Below are 21,741 nucleotides of genomic sequence, written 5' to 3'. Positions count from 1 at the left end.
GAACATGATCGAACTGGACAAGCTCAGCAAGACCTTCACCCAGAAGAACGGCAAGGAGTTCCGCGCCGTCGATTCCGTCAGCCTGACCGTGGAGAAAGGCGAGATCTGCGTCTTCCTCGGCCCCTCCGGCTGCGGCAAGACCACCACCCTGAAGATGATCAACCGGATCATCCCGCCGACCTCCGGCCGCGTGCTGATCGACGGCCAGGACACCGCGGACCTCGACGAAGTCACCCTGCGCCGCCACATCGGCTACGTGATCCAGCAGATCGGCCTGTTCCCGAACATGACCATCGAGGAAAACATCATGGTCGTGCCGCGCCTGCTCGGCTGGGACAAGGCGCGCTGCAAGGAGAAGGCCCGCGAGCTGATGAGCATGGTCAAGCTGGAGCCCAAGCAGTACCTGCAACGCTACCCGCGCGAACTCTCCGGCGGCCAGCAGCAGCGCGTCGGGGTAATCCGCGCGCTGGCGGCGGACGCGCCGCTGCTGCTGATGGACGAGCCGTTCGGCGCGGTCGATCCGATCAACCGCGAGTCGATCCAGAACGAGTTCTTCGAGATGCAGCGCAAGCTCGGCATGACCGTGATCATGGTCAGCCACGACATCGACGAAGCCATCAAGCTGGGTGACAAGGTGGCGGTGTTCAAGAGCGGCCGGCTGCTCCAGTACGACCACCCGGACACCCTGCTGGCGCACCCGGCGGACGAGTTCGTCAGCGCCTTCACCGGCCAGGACAGCACGCTCAAGCGCCTGCTCCTGGTGCGCGCCGAAGACGCCGCCGACAGCAGCCTGGTCACCGCCCGGCCGCAGACCCCGGTGGCCGAGGCGCTGGAACTGATGGACGAGAACGACCGGCGCTACCTGATCGTGGTGGATGACCAGGGCAAGGGCCTGGGCTACGTGCGACGCAAGGACCTGCGCCGCCAGGAGGGCACCTGCGCGCCGTTCGTCACCCCGTTCCGGGTCACCGCCAGCCACGACGAGCACCTGCGCATCCTGTTGTCGCGGATGTACGAGTTCAACAGCTCCTGGCTGCCGGTGCTCGACCCCGACCAGCAGTTCCTCGGCGAGGTCACCCAGGAATCCATCGCCGACTACCTCAGCTCCGGCCGCTCGCGCGGCGGCAAGGGCCTGATCGTGTCGCCGGCCGAACAGGTCGGGGCCTAGGCCGCCGGGTGGATATTCACCGCCGGCAGCCGCCAACCGCAGCGTATTCCTGGCGAGTGGCGCCCTCTTCCGCCCCGCCGAAACGAAAAAGCCCGGCATCCGCCGGGCTTCTCCCTGCCCCTTCCACTCAACCGGCCCGCCCCGGCGCCTGCGCCGCCGAGGCCTGGTCGTCGCGCCCTTGCGGCTTGACGATCACCGTGCAGGTGATCCCCGCCGAGAGCAGCACGCCGTCCGGCACTTCGTCGATGTGTACCCGCACCGGCACGCGCTGGGCCAGGCGCACCCAGTTGAAAGTGGGGTTGACGTCGGCGGTCAGCTCGCGGCTTTCCGGGTTGTCGCGGTCGTAGATGCCGCGGGCGATGCTTTCCACGTGGCCCTTGAGGTGTTCGCCGCTCATCAGCTGCATGTCCACCGGGTCGCCTTCGCGGATGTACGGCAGCTTGGTTTCCTCGAAGTAGCCGTAGACCCAGTAGGAGTTCTTGTCGATCACCGCCATCTTCGCCTCGCCGACCCGCGCGTAGTCGCCACGGTGCACGTTGAGGTTGGTGACGTAGCCGTCGACCTGCGCCACCACCCGGGTGCGCTCCAGGTTCAGGCGCGCGGCGTCGAGCTGGGCCTTGGCCTGCTCGTAGTCGGCCATCGCCGCGGCGGCGGTGTTGTGGGCGTCGTCGCGGCTTTCGCGGGAGACCACCATCTCATCCATTTCCGCGCGCCGCCGGGCGTTCAACTGGCGCATCTCCAGGGTCGCCTTGCGCGAGGCAACCAGCGACTCGGCCTGCTTCACCGCAATACGGTAGTGGTCGGGGTCGATCTGCATCAGCAGGTCGCCTTTCTTCACCAACTGGTTGTCGCGCACCGGGACGTCGACGACGATCCCGGAAACGTCGGCGGCGACATTGATCACGTCGGCGCGCACGCGACCGTCACGGGTCCAGGGGGTGTCCATGTAGTTGACCCACAGGGTCCGCCCGATGAATACGGCGACCAGCAGGATCAGCAGGGTCGCCAGCAGGCTGATTACGGATTTCAAGGTCATGGTCGGCTCACGATAACGAAGAGGTGCGCTACCGCCTCAGCGGTAGATGGTCAGGGACAGGCCGCCGTACAGGCAGGCGAACAGGCTGACCCGGAACAGCGCCGGGTGCCAGGTGAAGCGATACAGGCCAACCGAGGCGAAGATCCGGTCGAGCCCCCAGGTGAGCGCCGCGGCGATCACGAACAACAGCGTCAGGGTCGGCATGTAGACCCCATGGATGGCGATTTCACGAGGCATGGACGGTACCTTGGCCGCTCGTCCGGCCGGCCAGTTCGGTCAGTGGCGAGGTCGGCGCGAGCAGGGAAGAACGGATGAAGTGCAGGTAGCTGCGCACCCGCCGTAGCGGCGAGCTGTCGAAGTGCGGCGCGCAGGGTTCGTCGGTGTGCCTGGCCGCGTGGATGGCCTGGTCGACAGCCGCCAGGGCGCGCTCCAGGTTCTCCGCACCGGGGCGCACGAACAGCCGGATCAGGGCCCGCCCCATGGCGCGGATCGCCTGGCGCCAGGGCATGGCCTCGGCGTAGCAGGGTTCGTCCGGCAGGCGCTCCTGCTCGCGACGCAGCTCGATGATCGCGTGGCCGACCTCGAGCACCAGGAACATCCAGCGCAGCAGCCCGCGCTGCACGTCCGGGCGCCCGGCGGCGACGCCATAGGCCTGGTTCAGCAGGTCGCGGGTACCGCTTTCGAAGGCCGAGCCAAGCCCCCTGCTCCTGCCGCTGATGGCGAACACCACGCGCATCCGCAGGTCGCGCTCGAGGCGCTTCCACAGCCAGGCGCTGTTGGGCGGCAGAATGACCGCGGCGGCCGCGGCCGAGAGCAGCATCGAGAGGATCAGGGCGATGTACTCGTTGATCACGTGGGCCGGGTCGTAGACGGTCAGGTTCGCCGGCACCGAACCGAAGCAGAAGAACACCAGCAGGCCGAGACCGTAGCCGGCCCACTGCGGCCGCGAGGAGATGAACGCGCCGAGGGCGAACACCGGCGCCAGTACCAGGCATAGCAGCGGGAAACCGTCGATATGCGGGTAGACGAAGAACATCTCGCTGAAGCCGAGCAGCGCCGCCGCCATGGTGCCGATGGCCATCTGCATGGCGACCTTCTTCGGGTTCGGCGCCGCCGAGGCCAGCGCCGAGACCGCCACCGCGTTGAGGGCGAAGGTGCCGCCGCTGGGCCAGGTGCTGTAGATCCAGAAACAGCCGAACAGCAGGATCATCAACCCGGTGCGCATCCCCGCCACTGCCGCCGCCACCGCGTTGGCCTTGGCGGTGAAGGCGTCCTTCCACTGCTCGCGCTCGTGGCGGTGGGCGGCCAGCGAGGCATGGGTCAGGGCGTAGTCGTGCATTTCCTCGGCGAAACGGTAGAGCAGCTCGGCGGCGGTATTGAAGTCCAGCCGCGCCTCTTCGCCCGGCTCCCGCGCCAGCAGCTCGCCGCGCGCCTGGCGGATACGCGCCATCAGGCGTTCGCGGCAGTCGGCGAGGCGCTGGGCGAAGCGCTCGGCGTCATGGTCGGTGACGGCGCGGCCACGGATCTCCTCGAGCAGCCCGGTGATTTCCTCCAGGCACGGTTCGAACGCTTCCAGCACCTGGGTGGAGCCCTGCGCGCGCAGGCGTTCGAGCAGTTGGTGGAGGGCGTGGAAACGGGTATTCATGGCCATGAACTCGCTGCTCAGGCGAATCAGCCGGCCATTGCGCAGGCGCATGTGCGGATCCTCGAAGGCGCTCGCCGCGCGCATCGTCTCCAGGCCCACCGCCTGGGCGGCGAAGGCCACGTTGCTGCTTTCGAAGCGCTCGCGCCCGCCGACCCCGCGCAGGCTGTCGAGGACGAACGCGGCGAACAGGCCGAAGCGCACGTACAGCGCATTGCGCATCGCCGCGCTGGTGGTCTGCGGCATGATCACCGCGCTGACCACCCCCGAGCAGAGGATCGCCAGGCTGATTTCCAGGACCCGCCAGATCGCCTGCATGAAGGCGCCTTCCGGATGGCTGGTGGCGGGGATGCCGATCAGCGTCGCGGTGTAGCCGGCGAGCACGCAGGCGTAGGAGCGGAAGTCACGGTAGCGGGCGGCCCCGGCGGTGCAGAGGCCGATCCAGATCGCCGAGCTGAGCAGGAACAGCACTCGCTCCTGGGCGAACAGGGCGATCAGGGTGACCATCACGCTGAGGCCGACCAGGGTGCCGAGGATGCGGTAGAAGCTCTTGGCGAACACCTGGCCGCTCTGCGGCTGCATGACGATGAACACGGTGATGGTCGCCGTGCTCGGCTGCGGCAATTCCAGGCGCATCGCCAGCCAGAGGGTCAGGAAGGCCGCGCAGAGCACCTTGAACACGTAGATCCAGGTCGCCCCGTCGCTGCGCGCCCACTCGGCCAGCGCGCGCCGCCACTCGTCGCGGCTGGGCAGGGCGAAACCAGCGGAGCGGCCGCTCATCGCGAAGACACCGCTCTGACCGGGACGTTCTCCGGCGCCAGCTTCCGCTGCACCGGCGTATCGGCGCCGGCCCCGACGCCGCCGCCGAGGGCGGTGAGCAGGCTGGCATGGGCGGCCAGCCGGGCGGCCTGCACCTGCTCCTGGACCAGTTGCTGCTGGAACAGCCGGGTCTGCGCGTTGAGCACGTTGAGGTAATCGGTGAGGCCGCGCTGGTAGGCCAGGGTGGCGATATCGTAGGTCTTCTGCGCGGAAGCCACCGATTGCGCGGCGAAGTCCTTCTGGATGTCCACCGAATGCAGGCGGATCAACTGGTCGGAAATGTTCTTCAGCGCATCCACCAGGGTCTGGTTGTATTGCTCCACCGCCGCGTCGTAGCCGGCCGCCGCCTCGCCCAACTGCGAACGCAGGCGGCCGCCGTCGAAGATCGGCAGGGTCACCGCCGGGCCGGCGCTGTAGGTGTACTTGGCGCTGCGGAAGAACTCCAGCATGCCGCCGCCGACGGCACTGAAGCCGACCGAGGCCATCAGGTCGACGTTGGGGTAGAAGTCGGCGCGCGCCACGTCCACGCCCTTGGCCAGGGCGGCGACCTGCCAGCGGCGGGCGACCACATCCGGGCGGCGACCGAGCAGTTCGGCCGGCAAGGCGCTGGGCAGGCTCGGCTGCGCCGCCAGGTTCAGGCTTGGCCGGCGGATCGTGCGGCCTTCGCCCGGGCCCTTGCCGGCCAGGGCGGCGAGCAGGTTGCGGGTGAGCTGGATTTCTTCGTCGATCACCTCGATGCGGCGCTCGGTCTCGGGCAGCGGCACTTCCGCCTGGCTGACCTCGAAATGCGTGCCGATGCCGCCGCGCAGGCGACGCTGGGCCAGGGCGAGGATGTCGCGCTGCTGTTGCAGCATGGCCTTGGCGATGTCCATCTCGGCGTACTGCAACGAGAGCTGGACGTAGGCGCGGACGATGTTGCCCTCCAGCTCGAGCTGCGCCTGGCGCGCCTCGGCGGCGGCCATGTGGGCCAGGTCGACGGCGCGCTCGCTGTCGCTGCGGTCGCGCCCCCAGAGATCGAGCTTGTAGTTCAGGCCGATCTCGGTGGAGTTGTTCCAGGAAGTGGTCCGCGCCAGGTCGCCGGGGCCGTAGAAATAGTCGTCCGGCCAGCGGTGGCGGACCAGCGAGCCCTTGCCCTCGATCTGCGGCGACTCGATGGACTCCACCAGCCCGGCCATGGACTTCGCCTGGCGTACCCGCGCATGGGCTACCGCCAGGCCTGGATTGCCGTCCAGCGCCTTCTCGATCCAGGCGTCCAGCTGCGGATCGGCATACACCTTCCACCACTGCGCCTGCGGCCAGCCGGCCTCGCGGGCGGCAGCCTGGATCGCATGGTCGGTGGCCAGGGCGTTGACGTCGAGCGTGGCGGCCTCGGGGGCGATATCGCCTGTACTGACACAACCGGATATTGCGGAGAAAACGACGAGAAAACCGACGAAGGAGCCGACCAAGGTCAGTTCCTTCCTGAGAGCACGCGGCACGTTGTCTGATCCTGGAGGGGCGAAGCACGGAATTTGAACGGTACGGGCGCCGTTCAACCCGCTCGAGCGTTCGTGCGCTCGGGGGCCGATGAATTTTAAGAGGCTGGCGGCTGCTGATAAGCTGGCTCAAGTGCGATTGTTTATTGCGTAATGTGAAATAATCCGCCCTCGCAACAATCTGACACACTTCTGCGCGTGCCTAGGAGGCCCCGTCGATGGACACCCTGCAAAACATGCGAGCCTTCGTCTGCGTGGCGGAAACCGGAAGCTTCACCGCGGCGTCCCAGCAGCTCAACACCACCACCGCCTATGTTTCGCGGGCGGTGGCCAACCTCGAGACGCACCTGCGCACCCGCTTGCTCAACCGTACCACTCGTCGCATCGCCCTCACCGAGGCCGGCCAGCGCTACCTGCTGCGCTGCGAGCAGATCCTCGCCTACGTCGAGGAAGCCGAGGCCGAAGCCAGCGACGCCCATGCCCGACCCGCCGGCAAGCTGAAGCTGCATTCGATGACCGGCATCGGCCAGCACTACGTGATCCGCGCCATCGCCGGCTACCGCCAGCAGTACCGCGACGTGACCTTCGACCTGACCATGGCCAACCGCGTGCCGGACCTGCTCGACGAGGGCTTCGACGTGGCCATCGTGGTGGCCTCCGAGCTGCCCGATTCCGGCTTCATTTCCCAGCGCATCGGCGAGACCTACAGCATTCTTTGCGCCTCGCCGGAGTACCTGCGCCTGAACGGCACGCCGAGCGAGCCTTCGGAGCTGGCCAGCCACGACTGCCTGCGCCTGGTCAGCCCGGTGGTGCCGCTGGATCGCTGGCTGTTCGACGGTCCCAACGGCCAGGAAATGGTCTCCATCGGCGCCTCGCCGTTCCAGGTCAATGTCGGCGACGCCATGACCGAGGCAATCCGCTCCGGGCTGGGCATCGGCATCCTGCCGGTGTATTCGGCCATCGAGGACCTGGGCAAGGGCACCCTGGTGCGGGTCCTGCCGCAACACCGCCTGCAACAGCTCAACGTCTATGCGCTGTACCCTTCGCGGCAGTATCTCGACGCGAAGATCAAGACCTGGGTGGAATACCTCAAGGAAAGCCTGCCCGGCCTGCTCCAGCGCGACGAAGCGGCGCTGGTGGAGCTGGGCCTGGAACTCGGAAGACCCTCCTGAGCCGATAATCGCCCGCCCAGTGGCGGGCCCCTGCCCGCCGCTTCGATGGCGGTGGTATGGTCGGCGCTTTCGCTCCCGCTTGCAGAGTCCCGTCATGAAAAAGAACGTCTTCGTCTTCAGTCGCCTCGCCCCCGAGCATCTCGAACGCCTGCAATGCCAGTTCAACGTCCGCGTGCTCGAACCGAAACAGGGCGACATCGACGCCCAGTACGCCGCCGCCCTGCCCGATACCCACGGCATGATCGGCGTCGGCCGGCCGCTCGGCGCCAGGCAACTGGAACAGGCGATGCAGCTGGAAGTCATCTCCAGCGTCTCGGTCGGCTACGACAACTATGACCTGGACTACCTGAACCGCCGCGGCATCGCTCTCACCAACACGCCCGACGTCCTCACCGAGACCACCGCCGACCTCGGCTTCGCCCTGCTGATCAGCGCCGCGCGACGGGTCGCCGAGCTGGACGCCTGGGTCAAGGCCGGGAACTGGAAGCGCACCGTCGACGCCCCGCAGTTCGGCACCGACGTGCATGGCAAGAAACTCGGCATCCTCGGCCTCGGCCGGATCGGCGCGGCCATCGCCCGGCGCGGCCGTTTCGGCTTCGGCATGCAGGTGCTCTACCACGGCAACAACCGCAAGCCGGAACTGGAACAGGAACTCGGCGCGCGCTTCCTCGGCTTCGACGAACTGCTCGGCGAGGCCGACTTCGTCTGCGTGGTGGTGCCGCTGGGAGCGCAGACCCGGCAGTTGATCGGTGCGCGCGAACTGGGCCTGATGAAACCCTCGGCGATCCTGGTCAACGTAGCCCGCGGCCAGGTGGTCGATGAGGCCGCGCTGGTCGCCGCCCTGCGGGAGAAGCGCATCCTCGGCGCCGGCCTGGATGTCTACGAGAAGGAACCGCTGGCCGAATCGCCGCTGTTCGCCCTGGACAACGTGGTGACCCTGCCGCACATCGGCTCGGCCACCCACGAGACCCGCCGGGCCATGGCCGAGCGGGCGCTGCAGAACTTCGAGGCGGCCTTGCGCGGCGAGCGGCCGCTGGACCTGGTCAATCCGCAGGTGTGGCGACGCGGCTGAGCGCGCCTCCCTCTCCGCTAGGTCGAGCGCGCCGGCCCGGCCAGCGCCGGCGCCTTCGGCTTGCGGAACACCAAGACGTTGCCGAGCATCACCAGGACCAGCCCGGCCAGCGCCGGTGCGGTCCAGCGGTAGCCCTCGGCGAAGGCCGAGATGTTCAGCGCCACCACCGGGAACAGCACGGTGCAGTAGGCGGCGCGATCCGGGCCCATGCGCCCGACCAGGGTCAGGTAGGCGGTGAAGCCGATCACCGAGCCGGGGATCGCCAGGTACAGCAGCGAGCCGACGTAGCGCGCGCTCCAGTCGAAACTCAGCGGCACGCCCTGGAACAGGCACAGCGCCAGGAGGATCAGGGTGCCATAGAGCATGCTCCAGGCATTGCCGGTGAGCGGGCGGATGCCGGCCTTCTGTTGCAGGCTAGAAAGCATGTTGCCGGTGGAGAAGCACAGCGTGCCTAGCAGGGCCAGGCCGAGGCCGTAGAAGGTTTCCGGGGTGGCCTGGTGACCCACCAATTCCGGCCAGAACAGCAGCCCCAGGCCGAGCAGGCCGAGACCGCCACCGGCCATCACGTTCGACGCGATGCGCTGGCCGAACCACAGGCGGGCGTTCAGCGCATTCCACAGGGTGGCGGTGGAGAACACCACGGCCACCAGGCCGCTGGGAATCCACTGGCTGGCGGTATAGAAGCAGATGAAATTCAGGCAGAACAGGCATACGCCCTGGGCCATGCACAGGCGTTGGCCCCGTGCGTCCAGCCTTTGCAGGCGGCGGCCGAGCAGCAGCACGGCGAACAGCACCAGCGCCGCCAGGGCGAAGCGGTAGGCGATCGACAGGGTGATCGCCACCGGGCCCATCTGCAGCTTGATGGCGATCCAGGTGGTGCCCCAGATGAGCACGGTGAGCAGGTACAGCGAAAGATTCATGGCGACTCCGCGACGACAGGATGCCGTCAGTCTGCGGGCGAGGCCGGGCGCGACCATTGTCCATTCTTGCGCTTTTCATCCGCCGCCTCTCGCGGCAGCGTCCGGGCGCGGGTAGCATGGCCGGCATGCACCAACCCAGTGATTTCCAGGTATTCCGCACCCTCGACCGGACCTCCAATGCGCGCCTGCTGCGCAGCAGCACGCTCAGCGACGGCCTGGCGCTCGCCCATTGGTACCGCGACGAAGCGGAGATCCTCGGCTACAGCGACCCCGGCCATCACACCCTGTCGCTCTACCTGCAGGGCGGCTGGCAGACCTTCCGCCGCGATCGTCCCGGGCTCTATGGCGGCCCCGACCGCTTCTGCGTGATGCCGGCCGAACACCACTCCGACTGGGCGGTGACACGCGGCCTGGGCTTCATGCACCTGTACATAAGCCCGGAACGCCTGGCCGGCGCGGCGGTACGCACCCTCGATTGCGAACCACGCAGCCTGCAACTGGAGGAGCGCACCTACATCCAGGACGAGCCGCTGGCCGCCCTGTGCCGGACCCTGGAACGACAGGACTGGAACGAACCCGGCGAGCGCCTGCTATGCACCAGCCTCGCCCACCAGGCGGTGGACCACCTGCTGCTCACCGGGTGCGGCAGGCGTAACGACGTACGCTGGCAGGGCGGGCTGGCCGCGCACGTGCGGCGGCGCCTGGCCGACTACATCGAAAGCCACCTGGAGCAGCCGCTGGAACTGGGGTCGCTGGCGGAGCTGGCGGCGCTCTCCGAGTACCACTTCGCGCGTATGTTCCGCGTCTCCTTCGGCCTGCCGCCGCACCGCTACGTGCTGGAACGACGCCTGGCGCGGGCCCGCGACCTGCTGGCGTACTCCGCGCAGTCGCTCCAGGAGGTCTCGCTGGCCTGCGGCTTCGCCAGTCCGAGCCATTTCAACCGGCGCTTCCGCGAAGCCCATGGCGCCACCCCGGGGCAGTACCGCGCCGCCCTGAAAGGCTCCTGAAAGCCAGGCGCCGACAGCCTGCGGTTGTAGGCAGGCATTCCCGCAGCATAAAATGATAACTATTATCATTCGTTAATCCTTCTGCTCCGGGAATGTCCAGGTGTCGAGCGCCGACCTCGCCCATGCGGCCGCGTTGCATACCCTCTACAGCGACCACCACCACTGGCTCACGGGCTGGCTGCGGCGCCGCCTCGGCTGCCCGCAGAACGCCGCCGACCTGGCCCAGGACACCTTCGTCAAGGTCCTGGTTTCGCGCCAGGCCGCGCGCATCGACGAACCGCGCGCCTTCCTCACCACCATCGCCCGCCGCGTGCTGTGCAACCACTACCGCCGCCAGGACGTCGAGCGCGCCTACCTGGAAGCCCTGGCCAGCCTGCCCGAGCGGGAAGTCCCCAGCGAAGAGACCCGCGCCATCGTCCTGGAGACCCTGGTCGAGCTGGACCGTCTGCTCGACGGTCTGCCGCCGCTGGCCAAGGAGACCTTCCTGCTGGCCCAGCTCGACGGCCTGGGCTACGCCGAGATCGCCACGCAGCTGGGCATCTCCCTGAGCAGCGTCAAGCGCTACATGCTCAAGGCTGCGCAACGCTGCTACTTCGCCGAGCTGCCATGAGCCTGCCCGCCGCACCCAAGGTGCCGCCGCAGGTGGCTGAACAGGCCGTGCGCTGGCTGGTCGAGCTGCAGGGCGGCGCCGACGACGAACGCCTGCGCCAGGCCTGGCAGCGCTGGCGCCAGGCGGCCCCGGAACACGAGCAGGCCTGGCGCCACATCGAGGCGGTCAACCAGCGCCTGGCCGGGATAGGCACGCCACTGGCCCTGGCCGCCATCAACGCACCGCATTCGCCGCAACGCCGGCGCGCGCTGAAGACCCTGCTGCTGGTCCTGGCCGCCGGCGGCAGCGCCTGGGGCCTGCGCGAGAGCGGCAGCCTGCAGCGCTGGAGCGCCGACTATGCCACCGGCGTCGGCGAACGCCGGCGCCTGGCCCTGGCCGACGGCAGTCGCCTCGAGCTGAACAGCGACACGGCGGTGGATGTCCGCTTCGATGCCGGCGAACGGCGCCTGCTCCTGCTGCGCGGGGAAATCCAGCTCAGCACCGGCCACGACCCGCGCCCGCTGCACGTGTACAGCGCGGAAGGCCGGCTGCGACCGGTGGGCACCCGGTTCGACGTGCGCCAGTTCGCCGGACGCACCCGCGTCGCCGTCCACGAAGGCGCGGTACAGGTGGAGAACCGCGCCGGCCAGGGCCTGCTGTTGCCCAGCGGCCGGCAACTGGACTTCGACCGCGAGCGACTCGGCGCTCCGCAGCCGCTGCCGGTCGGCAGCGGCGCCTGGACCGACGGCATGCTGGTGGCCGCCGGCATGCGCCTGGACGAATTCCTCGCCGAAGTCGCGCGCTACCGCCCCGGCCGGCTGGGCTGCGACCCGCGCATCGGCGGCCTGCGGATTTCCGGCAGCTATCCGCTGGACGATAGCGAGCGGATCCTCGCCACCCTGCCGGCGGTGCTGCCCGTGGAGGTACGGCGCATCACCCGCTACTGGGTCGGCGTGCACCCGCGCGAATGAGCGGAAAGATATTTCCGCGCACCTGAGCCTTTTTCCCCACCTCGCGTGACAGAGGAGGAAAGCCAACCTCGAAAGATCCACTGGAGTGTCCCTCATGTCCCCGTCACGCGCCCTGTCGCCGCTCAGCCGCGCCCTGCTCCTCGCCTGCCTCGGCGGTCCCGTCCTGGTTTCCGCCGGCAGCGCCTGCGCCGCCGAGATCCGCACCGATGCCCGCCAGTACTACCGCCTGCCTGCCGAGCCGCTGGAGCAGGCGTTGAACCACCTAGGCCGCCAGGCCGGCGTGCTGATCGCCTTCAGCCCGGAACAGACCGCCGCGCGACGCAGCCAGGCGCTGGACGGCGAGTACACCCTGGAGGAAGCCCTGGCCGCCCTGCTCGCCGGCTCCGGCCTGGAGGCGCGCGCCCGCGGCGACGGCGCCTACACCCTGGAAGCGCTGCCGGTGGAAGACCCGGCCAACCTGCAGGCGCTCACCGTGGTCGGCGACTGGCTGGCCGACGCCAGCGCCGCCGACGTCTTCGAGCATCCCGGTGCGCGCGACGTGGTCCGCCGCGAGCAGTTCCAGGCCCAAGGCGCGGCCAGCACCCGCGAAGTGCTGGAGCGCATTCCCGGGGTCAGCGCGCCGCTCAACAACGGCACCGGCAGCCACGACCTGGCATTGAACTTCGGCATTCGCGGCCTCAACCCGCGCCTGGCGTCGCGCTCGACGGTGCTGATGGACGGCATCCCGGTGCCCTTCGCCCCCTACGGCCAGCCACAGTTGTCGCTGGCGCCGGTGTCCATCGGCAACATGGACGCGGTGGACGTGGTCCGCGGCGGCGGCGCGGTGCGCTACGGGCCGCAGAACGTCGGCGGCATCGTCAACTTCGTGACCCGGGCGATCCCCGAGGACTTCGCCACCAAGCTCGACGTGCACAGCGAACTCAGCCCCAGCTCCAGCCAGGACGGCCTGAAGACCACCCACAACGTGCTGATCGGCGGCACCGGCGCCAACGGCCTCGGCGGCGCCCTGCTCTACTCCGGCACCCGCGGCGGCGATTGGCGCGAGCACAGCGATACGCGGATCGACGACCTGATCCTCAAGGGCCGCTTCCAGCCCAGCGACGAACACGCGTTTTCGGCGATGACCCAGTACTACGACGGCGAGGCCGACATGCCCGGCGGCCTCGGCACCGCGGCCTACCGCGACGACCCGTACCAGTCGACCCGTCCCTACGACAAGTTCTGGGGCCGCCGTACCCTGGCCAGCGCCAGCTACGAATACACCCCCAACGCCAGCCAGAAGCTCAACGTCACCGGCTTCTTCACCAAGACCCTGCGCAGCGGCTACCTCGACCAGGGCCGCAACCTCACCCTGTCGCCGCGCGAATACTGGGTGCGAGGCCTGGAAACCCGCTTCAGCCAGGGCTTCGAGCTGGGCGAAAGTCGCCACGAAGTGGGCATCGGCCACCGCTACGTCAACGAAGCCAGCCACGAGCTGCGCTACTGGACCCGCGCCGACAGCGGCCAGCTACCCAGCACCGGCAGCCGCAACGACCGCGACACCCGCGGCAGCACCGAAGCCAACGCGTTCTACATCGACGATCGCATCGACATCGGCAACTGGACCATCACCCCCGGCATCCGCTACGAGAAGATCGATTCCGAACAGAAGAACCTGCTGAAGAACAGCAAGGACAGCGGCCGCTACAACGCCTCGCTGCCGGCGCTCAACGTGACCTACCACCTCACGCCGAGCTGGAACCTCTACGCCAACACCGAGGGCTCGTTCGGCACCGTGCAGTACAGCCAGATGGGCAAGGCGGTGCGCAGCGGCGACATCGAGCCGGAGAAGGCCCGCACCTGGGAACTCGGCAGCCGCTACGACGACGGCATCCTGCGCGCCGAACTGGGCGCCTTCCTGATCAACTTCGACAACCAGTACGAGAGCAACCAGCAGACCGACAGCGTGACCGCCCGCGGCAAGACCCGGCACAAGGGCATCGAGGCGGCGATCGCCTACGACCTGGCCGATCTCGACCCGCTGCTCTCCGGCTTCGACGTCTATGCCAGCTACGCCTACGTCGACGCGAGCATTCGCGAAGACGGGCCGAACAAGGGCAACCAGGTGCCGTTCTCCTCGAAGCACAAGGGCACCCTTGGCGCCAACTACCGCACCGGCGCCTGGAGCTACAACCTCGACGGCAGCTTCCAGACCAGCCAGTACGCCGACAACGCCAACACCGAGAGCGAAAGCGCCGACGGCAGCACCGGGCGGATCGCCGGCTGGATGGTCTGGAGCGCGCGCGGCACCTACGACTTCGGCCCGCAACTGAACGACCTCAAGCTCGGCCTGGGGGTGAAGAACCTGTTCGATCGCCGCTACTACACCCGCTCGTTCGACGACAACAACAAGGGCCTCTACGTCGGCCAGCCGCGCACCCTGTACGTACAGGCCTCGGTCGGTTTCTGAAGAAAGACCGCGGGAGCGCATGGCGCAACGGCGGACGATCGCCAGCGATCATCCGCCCTCCCCGCCGCCGGGCCTGGTTACCCTCAGGCCCGGCGTCACTTCCAGTTCGGATCGCTCTCCAACTGTTTCATCAGCAGCTCGCGGACCTGCCTGGAGGGTTCGCCGTACCAGCGATAGGTGGCGTACTTGCTCGGCGTCTGCATGACTTCGGCGGGCTCGTCCGGCAGGCTCACCTGCAGCCCGTAGGCGGCACTCTTGTCGCCGCGGAACGCCACCAGCAGGCGGTTGTTGCCGCAATCGTGGGGTTTGCAACTGTTGGCCAGGACGTAGGGCTGGCCCTCCAGGCTCAGGCTGGTGGACGGGGAACTCGGGCCGCTGGCGTCGGAAACCCATTTCGGCACGTCGCTCTCGCCCTTGAACATGGCATGCCAGGTGGCCTTGTAGCCGGGCTGGCCGAGCAGTTCGAACAGCCGCGGCTGCTCCTCGGCCTGCGCCGGCGCCCAGTGCAGCGCCGCGCCCAGCAAGGCCAGGGAGAGCAGTCTGGATACTCCGTTCATGGTGATTTCCTTCGATCGGGTGAAATGAAAGCAGTCTATCCGGCGGTGGCCGCCGCTGGCTGCTTGGAACGGCACGACTGCGACAAGTTCGCTGTCCACCGGCAATTCCATCGATCGCCGGATGACAGGCATCCCGACGCGCCGCGTTTTACCGCTATAATCCCGCGTTTTTCCGGGCCGTCCCGCGCCCACGCCAACGGATTCCAGCAGGCACGCATCCATGACCACTCAGGCCGCCGAAGTCGCGAAGCGCCGTACCTTCGCGATCATTTCCCACCCCGACGCCGGTAAGACCACCATCACCGAGAAGCTCCTGCTGATGGGCAAGGCGATCGCCGTCGCCGGTACCGTGAAGTCGCGCAAGTCCGACCGCCACGCCACGTCCGACTGGATGGAGATGGAAAAGCAGCGCGGCATCTCCATCACCACCTCGGTGATGCAGTTCCCCTACCGCGAGCACATGATCAACCTGCTCGACACCCCCGGCCACGAAGACTTCTCCGAAGACACCTACCGCACCCTGACCGCGGTGGACTCGGCGCTGATGGTGCTCGACGGCGGCAAGGGCGTCGAACCGCGGACCATCGCCCTGATGGAAGTCTGCCGGCTGCGCGACACGCCCATCGTCAGCTTCATCAACAAGCTCGACCGCGACATCCGCGACCCCATCGAGCTGCTCGACGAGATCGAGGCGGTGCTGAAGATCAAGGCCGCGCCGATCACCTGGCCGATCGGCTGCTACAAGGACTTCAAGGGCGTCTACCACCTGGCCGACGACAGGATCATCGTCTACGTCCCGGGCCACGGCCACGAGCGCATCGAGACCAAGGTCATCGAAAAGCTCGACTCTGACGAAGCCCGCGCCCACCTCGGCGATCTCTACGACAATTTCGTCGAGGAGCTGGAGCTGGTGCAGGGCGCCTGCCACGAATTCGACAAGGACGCCTTCCTCAAGGGTGAGATGACCCCGGTGTTCTTCGGCACCGCGCTGGGCAACTTCGGCGTCGACCAGGTCCTCGACTGCATCGTCGACTGGGCGCCGCAGCCGCTGTCGCGCGCCACCCACGAACGCAGCGTGGAGCCGACCGAGGAGAAGTTTTCCGGCTTCGTGTTCAAGATCCAGGCGAACATGGATCCCAAGCACCGCGACCGCATCGCCTTCATGCGCATCTGCTCGGGCAAGTACGAGAAAGGCATGAAGATGCGCCACGTGCGCCTGGGCAAGGACGTGAAGATCGCCGACGCGCTGACCTTCTTCTCCTCCGAGCGCGAGCAACTGGAAGAGGCCTATGCCGGCGACATCATCGGCCTGCACAACCACGGCACCATCCAGATCGGCGACACCTTCAGCGAAGGCGAGAACTTCGGTTTCACCGGCATCCCGCACTTCGCCCCGGAACTGTTCCGCCGCGTGCGCCTGAAAGACCCGCTGAAATCCAAGCAGTTGCGCCAGGGCCTGCAGGAACTGGCCGAGGAAGGTGCGACCCAGGTGTTCTTCCCCGAGCGCAACAACGACATCATCCTCGGTGCGGTGGGCGTGCTGCAGTTCGACGTGGTCGCCAGCCGCCTGAAGGAGGAATACAAGGTCGAGTGCGCCTACGAGGCGATCAACGTCTGGTCGGCACGCTGGATCGAGTGCGACGACGAGAAGAAGCTCAAGGAGTTCAAGGACAAGGCCTTCGAGAACCTCTCCGTGGACGGCGGCGGGCGCCTCACCTACCTGGCGCCGACCCGCGTCAACCTCAGCCTGATGGAAGAACGCTGGCCGGACATCCGCTTCCGCGCGACGCGCGAGCATCACTGATCGCACGGGAGGAGCCAGGGACAGCCTCCCTGGCTCCTCCCCCGGCGGTCTCGGCGCAGGGCGGATAACCCTATCGCGGCTATCCGTCGCTCCAGCGCGATATCGGCGGACAGTCCCTGCGCAGGCAAAGCGAACGCGACGCTGCGCGAAACGCCTCCTTCCCTCCTCCCAGGCTCCCCTCCCCATCGCGCCATCGCTCCGTACGCCTGCGCCTTTCGCAGGCGGGTGACGAGACTTCCAGGTAGGAAATCCCTTCAAGCGCCACCAGGCAAGGACGCGGTTGCCCAAGCCGTTTCCGAAGGTGCCTCCTGAGCAGTTCAGATAGGTTGTCCGCCCCCGAGTGGCACGGCAGAGTGCCAGGGTTTATCTCATAGGGACTTGAGCATGAGCGGCAAACCCGCTGCGCGCCTGGGCGATCCGACCGCGTGTCCGCTGCCGGGCCACGGCAGCAACCCGATCGTCGGCGGCTCGCCCGACGTCTTCTTCGACCATCTGTCCGCTGCCCGCCAGGGCGACGCCACCGCCTGCGGCGCCACCCTCAGCGCCAACGTCATCGCCAACGTACTGATCAACGGCAAGCCCGCCACCGTGGTAGGTAGCGTCGGCACCCACGGCAACCTGGTGGTCGGCGGGGCGGGCACGGTGCTGATCGGCAACAGCGGCGGCGGCGCACCCGCTCTCGCCCTCGCCCCACCGAAGCTGTGCCTGCAATGCCTGCTGCTGGCGGCACGCCGCAACCAGGCCCTGGTGCCCCTGGAAAGCCTCGGCGGCGCACCGTGAGCCAGCTCCAGCCGGCGCTCGCGGCGCCTACGCCGGACAGCCGCCTGTTCGCCCTGGCGGACGGCGCCCGCTACCTGACCCTGGACACCCGCCTGGAAAAGGCCGCGGGGGAAATCCGCTCGCGCTGGCTGCTGGCCGGGAGCGAGCTGGACGAAATCGCCCATGCCGGGCCGGTCCTGATCGAATTCATGGACAGCGCCCCGCTTTCGTCATCGGGCGAGTTCCTCGGCTGGCTGCGCGACTGGGACCGCCGCTCGCCCATGGCCTCCTGGCTGTGGAGCCGGGCGTCCTTCGAAAACCTCGCGAAACACTTCGCCGGGCTGCTCTTCACCCGCATGCCCGACGGCCGCCGGGCGCTGTTGCGCTACTACAGCCCGGAAGTGCGCCGGGCGCTGGAACAGGTCATGACCGCGCGGCAATGGACGCAAGTGATGGCGCCGCTGGAGCGTTGGCAGGTCTGGCAGCCCCTGCAGGGCGGCTACCTCGTCTATGACCGGGAAACGGAGCGGACCGCCGATGCTTGAACTGGATGCCGGCCAACTGGATCGCCTGCAGCGGGTCCGCGACGACGAAGTCATCGAGCGGGTCCTGCTGGAGGTACGCCGGGAGGCTCCCGCCTGGCTCGAACGACGCGGCCTGCTGCCCGCCATCCGGCAACTCGGCGAGCTGCGCGCGACGGCGCTGGAACTGGGTATCGAAGAGCCCGGGACGATCGAACGCTTTCTTCTGCACGGCCTGGCCTTCCCCGCTTTCCAGGACACGCCGGCGTTTCTCGCACACATGCGCCGGCCGCTGGCGGACAGCCCGGAACAACGCTTCCAGGACTACGAACGGATCGTCGAGTTTCGCCTGGCCAGCCAGAAATGGCGCGCGTACGAAACCTCGGGGAGACCGGCATGAGCGGCATAGGCGCGCTTTTCCGACCGCTGCCCCGCATGGGTCCGCGGCTGCCCTTCGAACTACCCGCGCCGCCCCGGCCGCACTTGCCGATGCCGGCGCCGCGCCCGCTGCCGCGACCGGCCCCCGGCGCGCTGCCCAGGCCGGTACCGCGTCCGATGCCGGTGCCGCAGACCCTGCCCAGGACCGAGACCGGCACGCTGAGCCGCGACCGGACCCGGGAAGCCGAGCGCGATTGCAGCAAGAGCCAGGGCCGCGACAAGGACTGCGTGGAGTGCCCGCCGTCCCGGGGCGAAATGGCCATCGCCAATAACGGCAAGGGCCACAGCATGTCGGACCTGTCCGCGCGCTACCAGCAGTGGGTGACCAATTTCCCGTTTCCCCACGAATGGTTCTGGAGCGGCACCTGGTGGGACGGCTTCGACGAGCCGCGCTGCACCCTGCTGGAGGCGAAGGCCAACTACGCCTTCCTGTTCGTCCCGCTGCTCGGCGTGCCCAGGCCCTGGGCGCGGGCCAAGGTGAAGTCGGACCTGCTGCAGAAGGCCGAGGTCCACAGCGACAAGGCCCGACCGACCCCGCCGGTGTTCGTCGAATGGCACTTCCTGCAGCGGATCGTCTACGAGTACTGCGCCGCGGAGTACCTGCGCATGGGACTGGCCAACCTGAAGGCATTCTGGAATCCGATGCCGGGAACGGACGAGCACGACGACTACCAGGAAACCCGCGCGAAGGAACAGGAAGAGATGAAAAGGTTTTGCGAAGAGAACCCGGGGTATTGCGCATGACGGACGCCAAGGCTTTCAGGCGCTACATATTCGAGCTGTACTTCGATCCGGCACGGCTCCTCGAACTGGACGACGACCAGCACCTGCAACGGATAGAGCGCTTCCTCGATGCCCTCGCGCCCCTCCATCCGGTGCTGGAGAACTGGTACCTGTGCGGCGACTCCCTGCGCGATGCCCTCAGCCACAACGTCACCGAGCACCGCCAGGATCTCGCCAAGGCCCTGTCGCGTGACCGACGCACCCGGGCGGTGGAACTGGTGCTATGGAACGGCGAGGAGGATCCGCTCAAGGGCGGGTTGTCGCTGGACTACGAGGCCAGCGGCAGGGCCGTCTCGTCCAGGCTCCAGTTGGAAGATGCCGGCAGCCTGCTGCAGGTGTTCGACGCACCGGCGTCCTCCTTCGTCGCGATCTTCCTCGCGGCGCTGGAAATCTGGCCCGAAACGACCTGGGGCATGCTCGCTCCGCATGCGTACTTCGTACACCAGCGGACCTTCCCGGACCGCCGCAGCATCGGCTGGATCGGCTTCTGCCCGCATCCGCTAAGGGCCACGGACTTCCCGGCGGCTACGGAGCTGGTCGACATTCCCGGCCGTGGCACCCTGCTGCTGAACGGCCGCGAACCGATGGACGAAACCCGTCGCGAACATTTCGAGCGCGTCGGCGAAGCGGACATCAAGCTGATGGAACTGGGCTACCTGCCGCCGCTGCGCGGCTGACGACGTACGAACCTGGTGGGGCCTCCGTTCCGTGGGGCGAATACGCCACCGGCGTTATCCGCCGGTATCCCGCCGCAACGGCGGATAACCGCAGGCGGTTATTCGCCCTACCAGGCCCACGTGCCACGCAGCAAGGCCACCCTGGAGTGACCTCCGTTCCGTGGGACGAATACGCCACCGGCGTTATCCGCCGATATCCCGCCGCAACGGCGGATAGCCGCAAGCGGTTATTCGCCCCACCAGGCCCACGTGCCACACTGGAAGGCCACCCTGGAGGGGGCTCCGTTCCGTAGGGCGAATAACGCCACCGGCGTTATCCGCCGGCATCCCGCCGCAACGGCGGATAACCGCAAGCGGTTATTCGCCCTACCAGGCCCACGTGCCATGCAGAAGGCCACCCTGGAGGGGGCTCCGTTCCGTGGGGCGAATACGCCACTGTAGCGCGGCGCGAAATTTGGCGCGGATTTGCGCCATAAATGACACGACCTAGCCGTTTCGGGCGCGGCAAAAGACTTTCAAAAGATCAGCACAAGACCACGATGTCGCCATCGGCCACACGCTCAGAAAGAGCTGTAAGCTTGCCGATTCCTTCCCGCAGAAATCGGCTGAGCTGCTCGATGCACTCGCGCTGGTCATCGGTGAGGCTGAACTCGGCCTCCATGCTGTCCATCAGGTCTAGGCAGCACTGGTTGAGGAACCCCACCTCCAACAGCTCCGCACGCAATCTACGCCTCAATGCATCGTCCATCCCAGCATCCCTATCTACTGCGCATATCAGTCGGGACCGTAGCAAATAGGAGATGCTGGTCACAATTATCAAAACGCCTAGTGACAATGTCTCGCGGTCATGCCAAGAACACCCCCTTCTTACGACGTCGAGATGGAAGGGGCTGACCAGGCTTTGGATACGGAAGAGGCGGGACTTTGGCTCGCGCTAGCCAGTTCTTTCGGATCAGATATATATAGCGGAACTGCAATAGGCTCTTGCGTACCGCCCGCTCCAGGTTGTCCCGCAGGTACTTCGCACGTCCGCCTCCTCCAGGGCGCGCCGTGAGCAGCATCTCGTGATAGGTCTCCCCGTCAAGCTCATAGAAGCCCTTTCGGTGATGTCCGAAGTAAAGAAAGTTGGCGGCTTGGTAGACGATCCCCCATCCCCCACATCGCTCGTCGGCGAATGACTGCACCCAAGCAACTCGCGGGCAGGCTCGTTTGATGAACTTGAACGCATAGCTCAAAGCTCGACTCTCGCTGTTGCGAGGAGCTGAGTCATCCAGCCACATGCGGTTCAACTCCAGGTACTGATCAACCTGTGTTCCCTCAATGATTTTCGTCGCTCCCGCCACGGGGTTTAGTGCATACCCAAACTGAAGCACGCCTACTTGGACCCCGTCGATGAAGACGCCAAGGTGGACATAGGAGTTTGCGACGATCCGACGAGAGTAGTGATGCTGCTTGATGACAGCATTAGCCTCCACCCGTGGTATCTGCGCCACATAGAACGATCTGGAGCCAAACCCGGCGAGTCCTGTCTCGCCCTGAATGTATTCCGGCTTGTCACTTTTAGGCGCATGGTACGCACCCGGAGCTTTGGGATGGTGAGAAGGCTTCTGAGCCATGAGCTACCTCTGAAACAGGCGCTCCATGGCGCTCAGGTTCAATGCAGCTCGCGGCTGTCAATGCGTTCAGTGTCCGGCATCGCGGGCACTTGATCTGTAAGTGTTGGAACCCGCTAGCGCGGGCGAGCAGGCGGTTGCAACCGCCACAACGAACGTCAAACATTCTGCAAAACCTACAACTATCAGTTAGGCTTGGCCCGCTCTCGCGAGAGTGGGAGGGCCTCGGTTGACTTGCAGGTTGTGTCTGCTCGTTGACGCCACGGATG

General features: G+C 67.2%; 22 protein-coding genes. 13 read left to right on the top strand and 9 right to left on the bottom strand.

Going from position 1 to position 21,741, the window contains the following annotated elements:
- The first annotated feature begins 4 nt into the window (after positions 1-4).
- Positions 5-1,168 carry a betaine/proline/choline family ABC transporter ATP-binding protein gene (locus FHW81_RS01915; RefSeq protein WP_003113768.1) on the top strand — a complete coding sequence of 388 codons (1,164 nt, stop codon included), beginning with the start codon at positions 5-7 and terminating at the stop codon, positions 1,166-1,168.
- A 127-nt stretch (positions 1,169-1,295) separates the two neighbouring features.
- Here FHW81_RS01915 and FHW81_RS01910 read toward each other — a convergent pair whose 3' ends face one another.
- The 4 genes from FHW81_RS01910 to FHW81_RS01895 are packed head-to-tail and all read right to left on the bottom strand — an operon-like array spanning position 1,296 to position 6,113.
- Complete coding sequence (locus FHW81_RS01910; RefSeq protein ID WP_003113767.1) at positions 1,296-2,204, bottom strand: efflux RND transporter periplasmic adaptor subunit; 909 nt, start codon at positions 2,202-2,204, stop codon at positions 1,296-1,298.
- Positions 2,205-2,240: 36 nt separating this feature from the next.
- Positions 2,241-2,441, bottom strand: a complete 201-nt coding sequence (locus FHW81_RS01905) for a DUF1656 domain-containing protein (protein ID WP_003082823.1) — start codon at positions 2,439-2,441, stop codon at positions 2,241-2,243.
- The gene (locus FHW81_RS01900) at positions 2,431-4,626 is read right to left on the bottom strand and encodes an FUSC family protein (protein ID WP_003092992.1); all 2,196 of its coding nucleotides are present in this window, start codon (positions 4,624-4,626) and stop codon (positions 2,431-2,433) included. Before FHW81_RS01900 ends, FHW81_RS01905 begins: the two co-directional genes overlap by 11 nt.
- Positions 4,623-6,113 carry an efflux transporter outer membrane subunit gene (locus FHW81_RS01895; RefSeq protein ID WP_014602525.1) on the bottom strand — a complete coding sequence of 497 codons (1,491 nt, stop codon included), beginning with the start codon at positions 6,111-6,113 and terminating at the stop codon, positions 4,623-4,625. Before FHW81_RS01895 ends, FHW81_RS01900 begins: the two co-directional genes overlap by 4 nt.
- A gap of 245 nt (positions 6,114-6,358) precedes the next feature.
- On the opposite strand from FHW81_RS01895, the gene FHW81_RS01890 reads away from it, so the two are divergent.
- Positions 6,359-7,312: a LysR family transcriptional regulator gene (locus FHW81_RS01890; protein WP_003092994.1), complete on the top strand. Its 954-nt coding sequence runs from the start codon at positions 6,359-6,361 to the stop codon at positions 7,310-7,312.
- Positions 7,313-7,406: 94 nt separating this feature from the next.
- Positions 7,407-8,384: a 2-hydroxyacid dehydrogenase gene (locus FHW81_RS01885; RefSeq protein ID WP_003119251.1), complete on the top strand. Its 978-nt coding sequence runs from the start codon at positions 7,407-7,409 to the stop codon at positions 8,382-8,384.
- A 17-nt stretch (positions 8,385-8,401) separates the two neighbouring features.
- On the opposite strand, the gene FHW81_RS01880 is transcribed toward FHW81_RS01885, so the two are convergent.
- On the bottom strand, positions 8,402-9,304 hold the full coding sequence (locus FHW81_RS01880) for a DMT family transporter (RefSeq protein WP_003104227.1): 903 nt from the start codon (positions 9,302-9,304) through the stop codon (positions 8,402-8,404).
- Positions 9,305-9,429: 125 nt separating this feature from the next.
- On the opposite strand from FHW81_RS01880, the gene mdrR1 reads away from it, so the two are divergent.
- From mdrR1 to fecA, 4 genes are all read left to right on the top strand, one after another.
- Positions 9,430-10,311 carry a transcriptional regulator MdrR1 gene (gene mdrR1 / locus FHW81_RS01875; protein ID WP_031754616.1) on the top strand — a complete coding sequence of 294 codons (882 nt, stop codon included), beginning with the start codon at positions 9,430-9,432 and terminating at the stop codon, positions 10,309-10,311.
- Between the two features lie 100 nt (positions 10,312-10,411).
- On the top strand, positions 10,412-10,921 hold the full coding sequence (locus FHW81_RS01870; protein ID WP_003092999.1) for a sigma-70 family RNA polymerase sigma factor: 510 nt from the start codon (positions 10,412-10,414) through the stop codon (positions 10,919-10,921).
- Positions 10,918-11,871 (top strand): FecR domain-containing protein, encoded by a 954-nt coding sequence (locus FHW81_RS01865; RefSeq protein ID WP_003453883.1) that lies wholly within the window; start codon positions 10,918-10,920, stop codon positions 11,869-11,871. Before FHW81_RS01870 ends, FHW81_RS01865 begins: the two co-directional genes overlap by 4 nt.
- Before the next feature lie 94 nt (positions 11,872-11,965).
- A complete protein-coding gene (gene fecA / locus FHW81_RS01860) occupies positions 11,966-14,320 on the top strand; it encodes a TonB-dependent Fe(3+) dicitrate receptor FecA (protein WP_003161901.1) in 2,355 nt (784 codons plus the stop codon).
- 95 nt (positions 14,321-14,415) lie between these two features.
- Here fecA and ivy read toward each other — a convergent pair whose 3' ends face one another.
- Positions 14,416-14,877: a lysozyme inhibitor Ivy gene (gene ivy / locus FHW81_RS01855; RefSeq protein ID WP_003093002.1), complete on the bottom strand. Its 462-nt coding sequence runs from the start codon at positions 14,875-14,877 to the stop codon at positions 14,416-14,418.
- Positions 14,878-15,097: 220 nt separating this feature from the next.
- Here ivy and FHW81_RS01850 point away from each other — a divergent pair, with 220 nt between their 5' ends.
- From FHW81_RS01850 to tsiT, 6 genes are all read left to right on the top strand, one after another.
- Positions 15,098-16,681 carry a peptide chain release factor 3 gene (locus FHW81_RS01850; protein ID WP_411311154.1) on the top strand — a complete coding sequence of 528 codons (1,584 nt, stop codon included), beginning with the start codon at positions 15,098-15,100 and terminating at the stop codon, positions 16,679-16,681.
- Positions 16,682-17,065: 384 nt separating this feature from the next.
- Positions 17,066-17,461, top strand: coding sequence for a PAAR domain-containing protein (locus FHW81_RS01845; protein ID WP_003104235.1), 396 nt, complete (start codon positions 17,066-17,068; stop codon positions 17,459-17,461).
- Positions 17,458-17,985, top strand: coding sequence for a DUF4123 domain-containing protein (locus FHW81_RS01840; RefSeq protein WP_016253029.1), 528 nt, complete (start codon positions 17,458-17,460; stop codon positions 17,983-17,985). Before FHW81_RS01845 ends, FHW81_RS01840 begins: the two co-directional genes overlap by 4 nt.
- On the top strand, positions 17,978-18,361 hold the full coding sequence (locus tag FHW81_RS01835; RefSeq protein ID WP_003104238.1) for a hypothetical protein: 384 nt from the start codon (positions 17,978-17,980) through the stop codon (positions 18,359-18,361). The genes FHW81_RS01840 and FHW81_RS01835 overlap by 8 nt, the downstream gene beginning before the upstream one ends.
- Positions 18,358-19,143, top strand: coding sequence for a type VI secretion system effector protein TseT (gene tseT / locus FHW81_RS01830; protein WP_003104240.1), 786 nt, complete (start codon positions 18,358-18,360; stop codon positions 19,141-19,143). Before FHW81_RS01835 ends, tseT begins: the two co-directional genes overlap by 4 nt.
- A complete protein-coding gene (tsiT, locus tag FHW81_RS01825) occupies positions 19,140-19,859 on the top strand; it encodes a type VI secretion system immunity protein TsiT (RefSeq protein ID WP_003093015.1) in 720 nt (239 codons plus the stop codon). Before tseT ends, tsiT begins: the two co-directional genes overlap by 4 nt.
- Before the next feature lie 523 nt (positions 19,860-20,382).
- On the opposite strand, the gene FHW81_RS01820 is transcribed toward tsiT, so the two are convergent.
- From FHW81_RS01820 to FHW81_RS01810, 3 genes are all read right to left on the bottom strand, one after another.
- Positions 20,383-20,607: a DUF7364 domain-containing protein gene (locus tag FHW81_RS01820; RefSeq protein ID WP_023102221.1), complete on the bottom strand. Its 225-nt coding sequence runs from the start codon at positions 20,605-20,607 to the stop codon at positions 20,383-20,385.
- Between the two features lie 97 nt (positions 20,608-20,704).
- Entirely contained in the window at positions 20,705-21,475 is a 771-nt protein-coding gene (locus FHW81_RS01815; protein WP_023102220.1) for a hypothetical protein, read from the bottom strand.
- A complete protein-coding gene (locus tag FHW81_RS01810) occupies positions 21,420-21,638 on the bottom strand; it encodes a Com family DNA-binding transcriptional regulator (protein WP_071536009.1) in 219 nt (72 codons plus the stop codon). The genes FHW81_RS01815 and FHW81_RS01810 overlap by 56 nt, the downstream gene beginning before the upstream one ends.
- Positions 21,639-21,741: the final 103 nt, after the last annotated feature.

Origin of the sequence: Pseudomonas sp. RC10-4-2 (genome assembly GCF_050433085.1) — a bacterium.
GTDB classification, from domain to species: domain Bacteria; phylum Pseudomonadota; class Gammaproteobacteria; order Pseudomonadales; family Pseudomonadaceae; genus Pseudomonas; species Pseudomonas aeruginosa.
This window is presented reverse-complemented; position numbering and strand designations above follow the sequence as displayed.

What these genes read in the sequence shown, in the direction of transcription:
- ivy (WP_003093002.1), bottom strand. Translation starts at nt 14,877, where the DNA reads ATGAACGGAGTATCCAGACTGCTCTCCCTGGCCTTGCTGGGCGCGGCG.
- mdrR1 (WP_031754616.1), top strand. Translation starts at nt 9,430, where the DNA reads ATGCACCAACCCAGTGATTTCCAGGTATTCCGCACCCTCGACCGGACC.
- FHW81_RS01900 (WP_003092992.1), bottom strand. Translation starts at nt 4,626, where the DNA reads ATGAGCGGCCGCTCCGCTGGTTTCGCCCTGCCCAGCCGCGACGAGTGG.
- FHW81_RS01880 (WP_003104227.1), bottom strand. Translation starts at nt 9,304, where the DNA reads ATGAATCTTTCGCTGTACCTGCTCACCGTGCTCATCTGGGGCACCACC.
- fecA (WP_003161901.1), top strand. Translation starts at nt 11,966, where the DNA reads ATGTCCCCGTCACGCGCCCTGTCGCCGCTCAGCCGCGCCCTGCTCCTC.
- FHW81_RS01885 (WP_003119251.1), top strand. Translation starts at nt 7,407, where the DNA reads ATGAAAAAGAACGTCTTCGTCTTCAGTCGCCTCGCCCCCGAGCATCTC.
- FHW81_RS01815 (WP_023102220.1), bottom strand. Translation starts at nt 21,475, where the DNA reads ATGGCTCAGAAGCCTTCTCACCATCCCAAAGCTCCGGGTGCGTACCAT.
- FHW81_RS01810 (WP_071536009.1), bottom strand. Translation starts at nt 21,638, where the DNA reads ATGTTTGACGTTCGTTGTGGCGGTTGCAACCGCCTGCTCGCCCGCGCT.
- tsiT (WP_003093015.1), top strand. Translation starts at nt 19,140, where the DNA reads ATGACGGACGCCAAGGCTTTCAGGCGCTACATATTCGAGCTGTACTTC.
- FHW81_RS01845 (WP_003104235.1), top strand. Translation starts at nt 17,066, where the DNA reads ATGAGCGGCAAACCCGCTGCGCGCCTGGGCGATCCGACCGCGTGTCCG.
- FHW81_RS01910 (WP_003113767.1), bottom strand. Translation starts at nt 2,204, where the DNA reads ATGACCTTGAAATCCGTAATCAGCCTGCTGGCGACCCTGCTGATCCTG.
- FHW81_RS01820 (WP_023102221.1), bottom strand. Translation starts at nt 20,607, where the DNA reads ATGGACGATGCATTGAGGCGTAGATTGCGTGCGGAGCTGTTGGAGGTG.
- FHW81_RS01865 (WP_003453883.1), top strand. Translation starts at nt 10,918, where the DNA reads ATGAGCCTGCCCGCCGCACCCAAGGTGCCGCCGCAGGTGGCTGAACAG.
- FHW81_RS01905 (WP_003082823.1), bottom strand. Translation starts at nt 2,441, where the DNA reads ATGCCTCGTGAAATCGCCATCCATGGGGTCTACATGCCGACCCTGACG.
- tseT (WP_003104240.1), top strand. Translation starts at nt 18,358, where the DNA reads ATGAGCGGCATAGGCGCGCTTTTCCGACCGCTGCCCCGCATGGGTCCG.
- FHW81_RS01835 (WP_003104238.1), top strand. Translation starts at nt 17,978, where the DNA reads ATGCTTGAACTGGATGCCGGCCAACTGGATCGCCTGCAGCGGGTCCGC.
- FHW81_RS01850 (WP_411311154.1), top strand. Translation starts at nt 15,098, where the DNA reads ATGACCACTCAGGCCGCCGAAGTCGCGAAGCGCCGTACCTTCGCGATC.
- FHW81_RS01890 (WP_003092994.1), top strand. Translation starts at nt 6,359, where the DNA reads ATGGACACCCTGCAAAACATGCGAGCCTTCGTCTGCGTGGCGGAAACC.
- FHW81_RS01915 (WP_003113768.1), top strand. Translation starts at nt 5, where the DNA reads ATGATCGAACTGGACAAGCTCAGCAAGACCTTCACCCAGAAGAACGGC.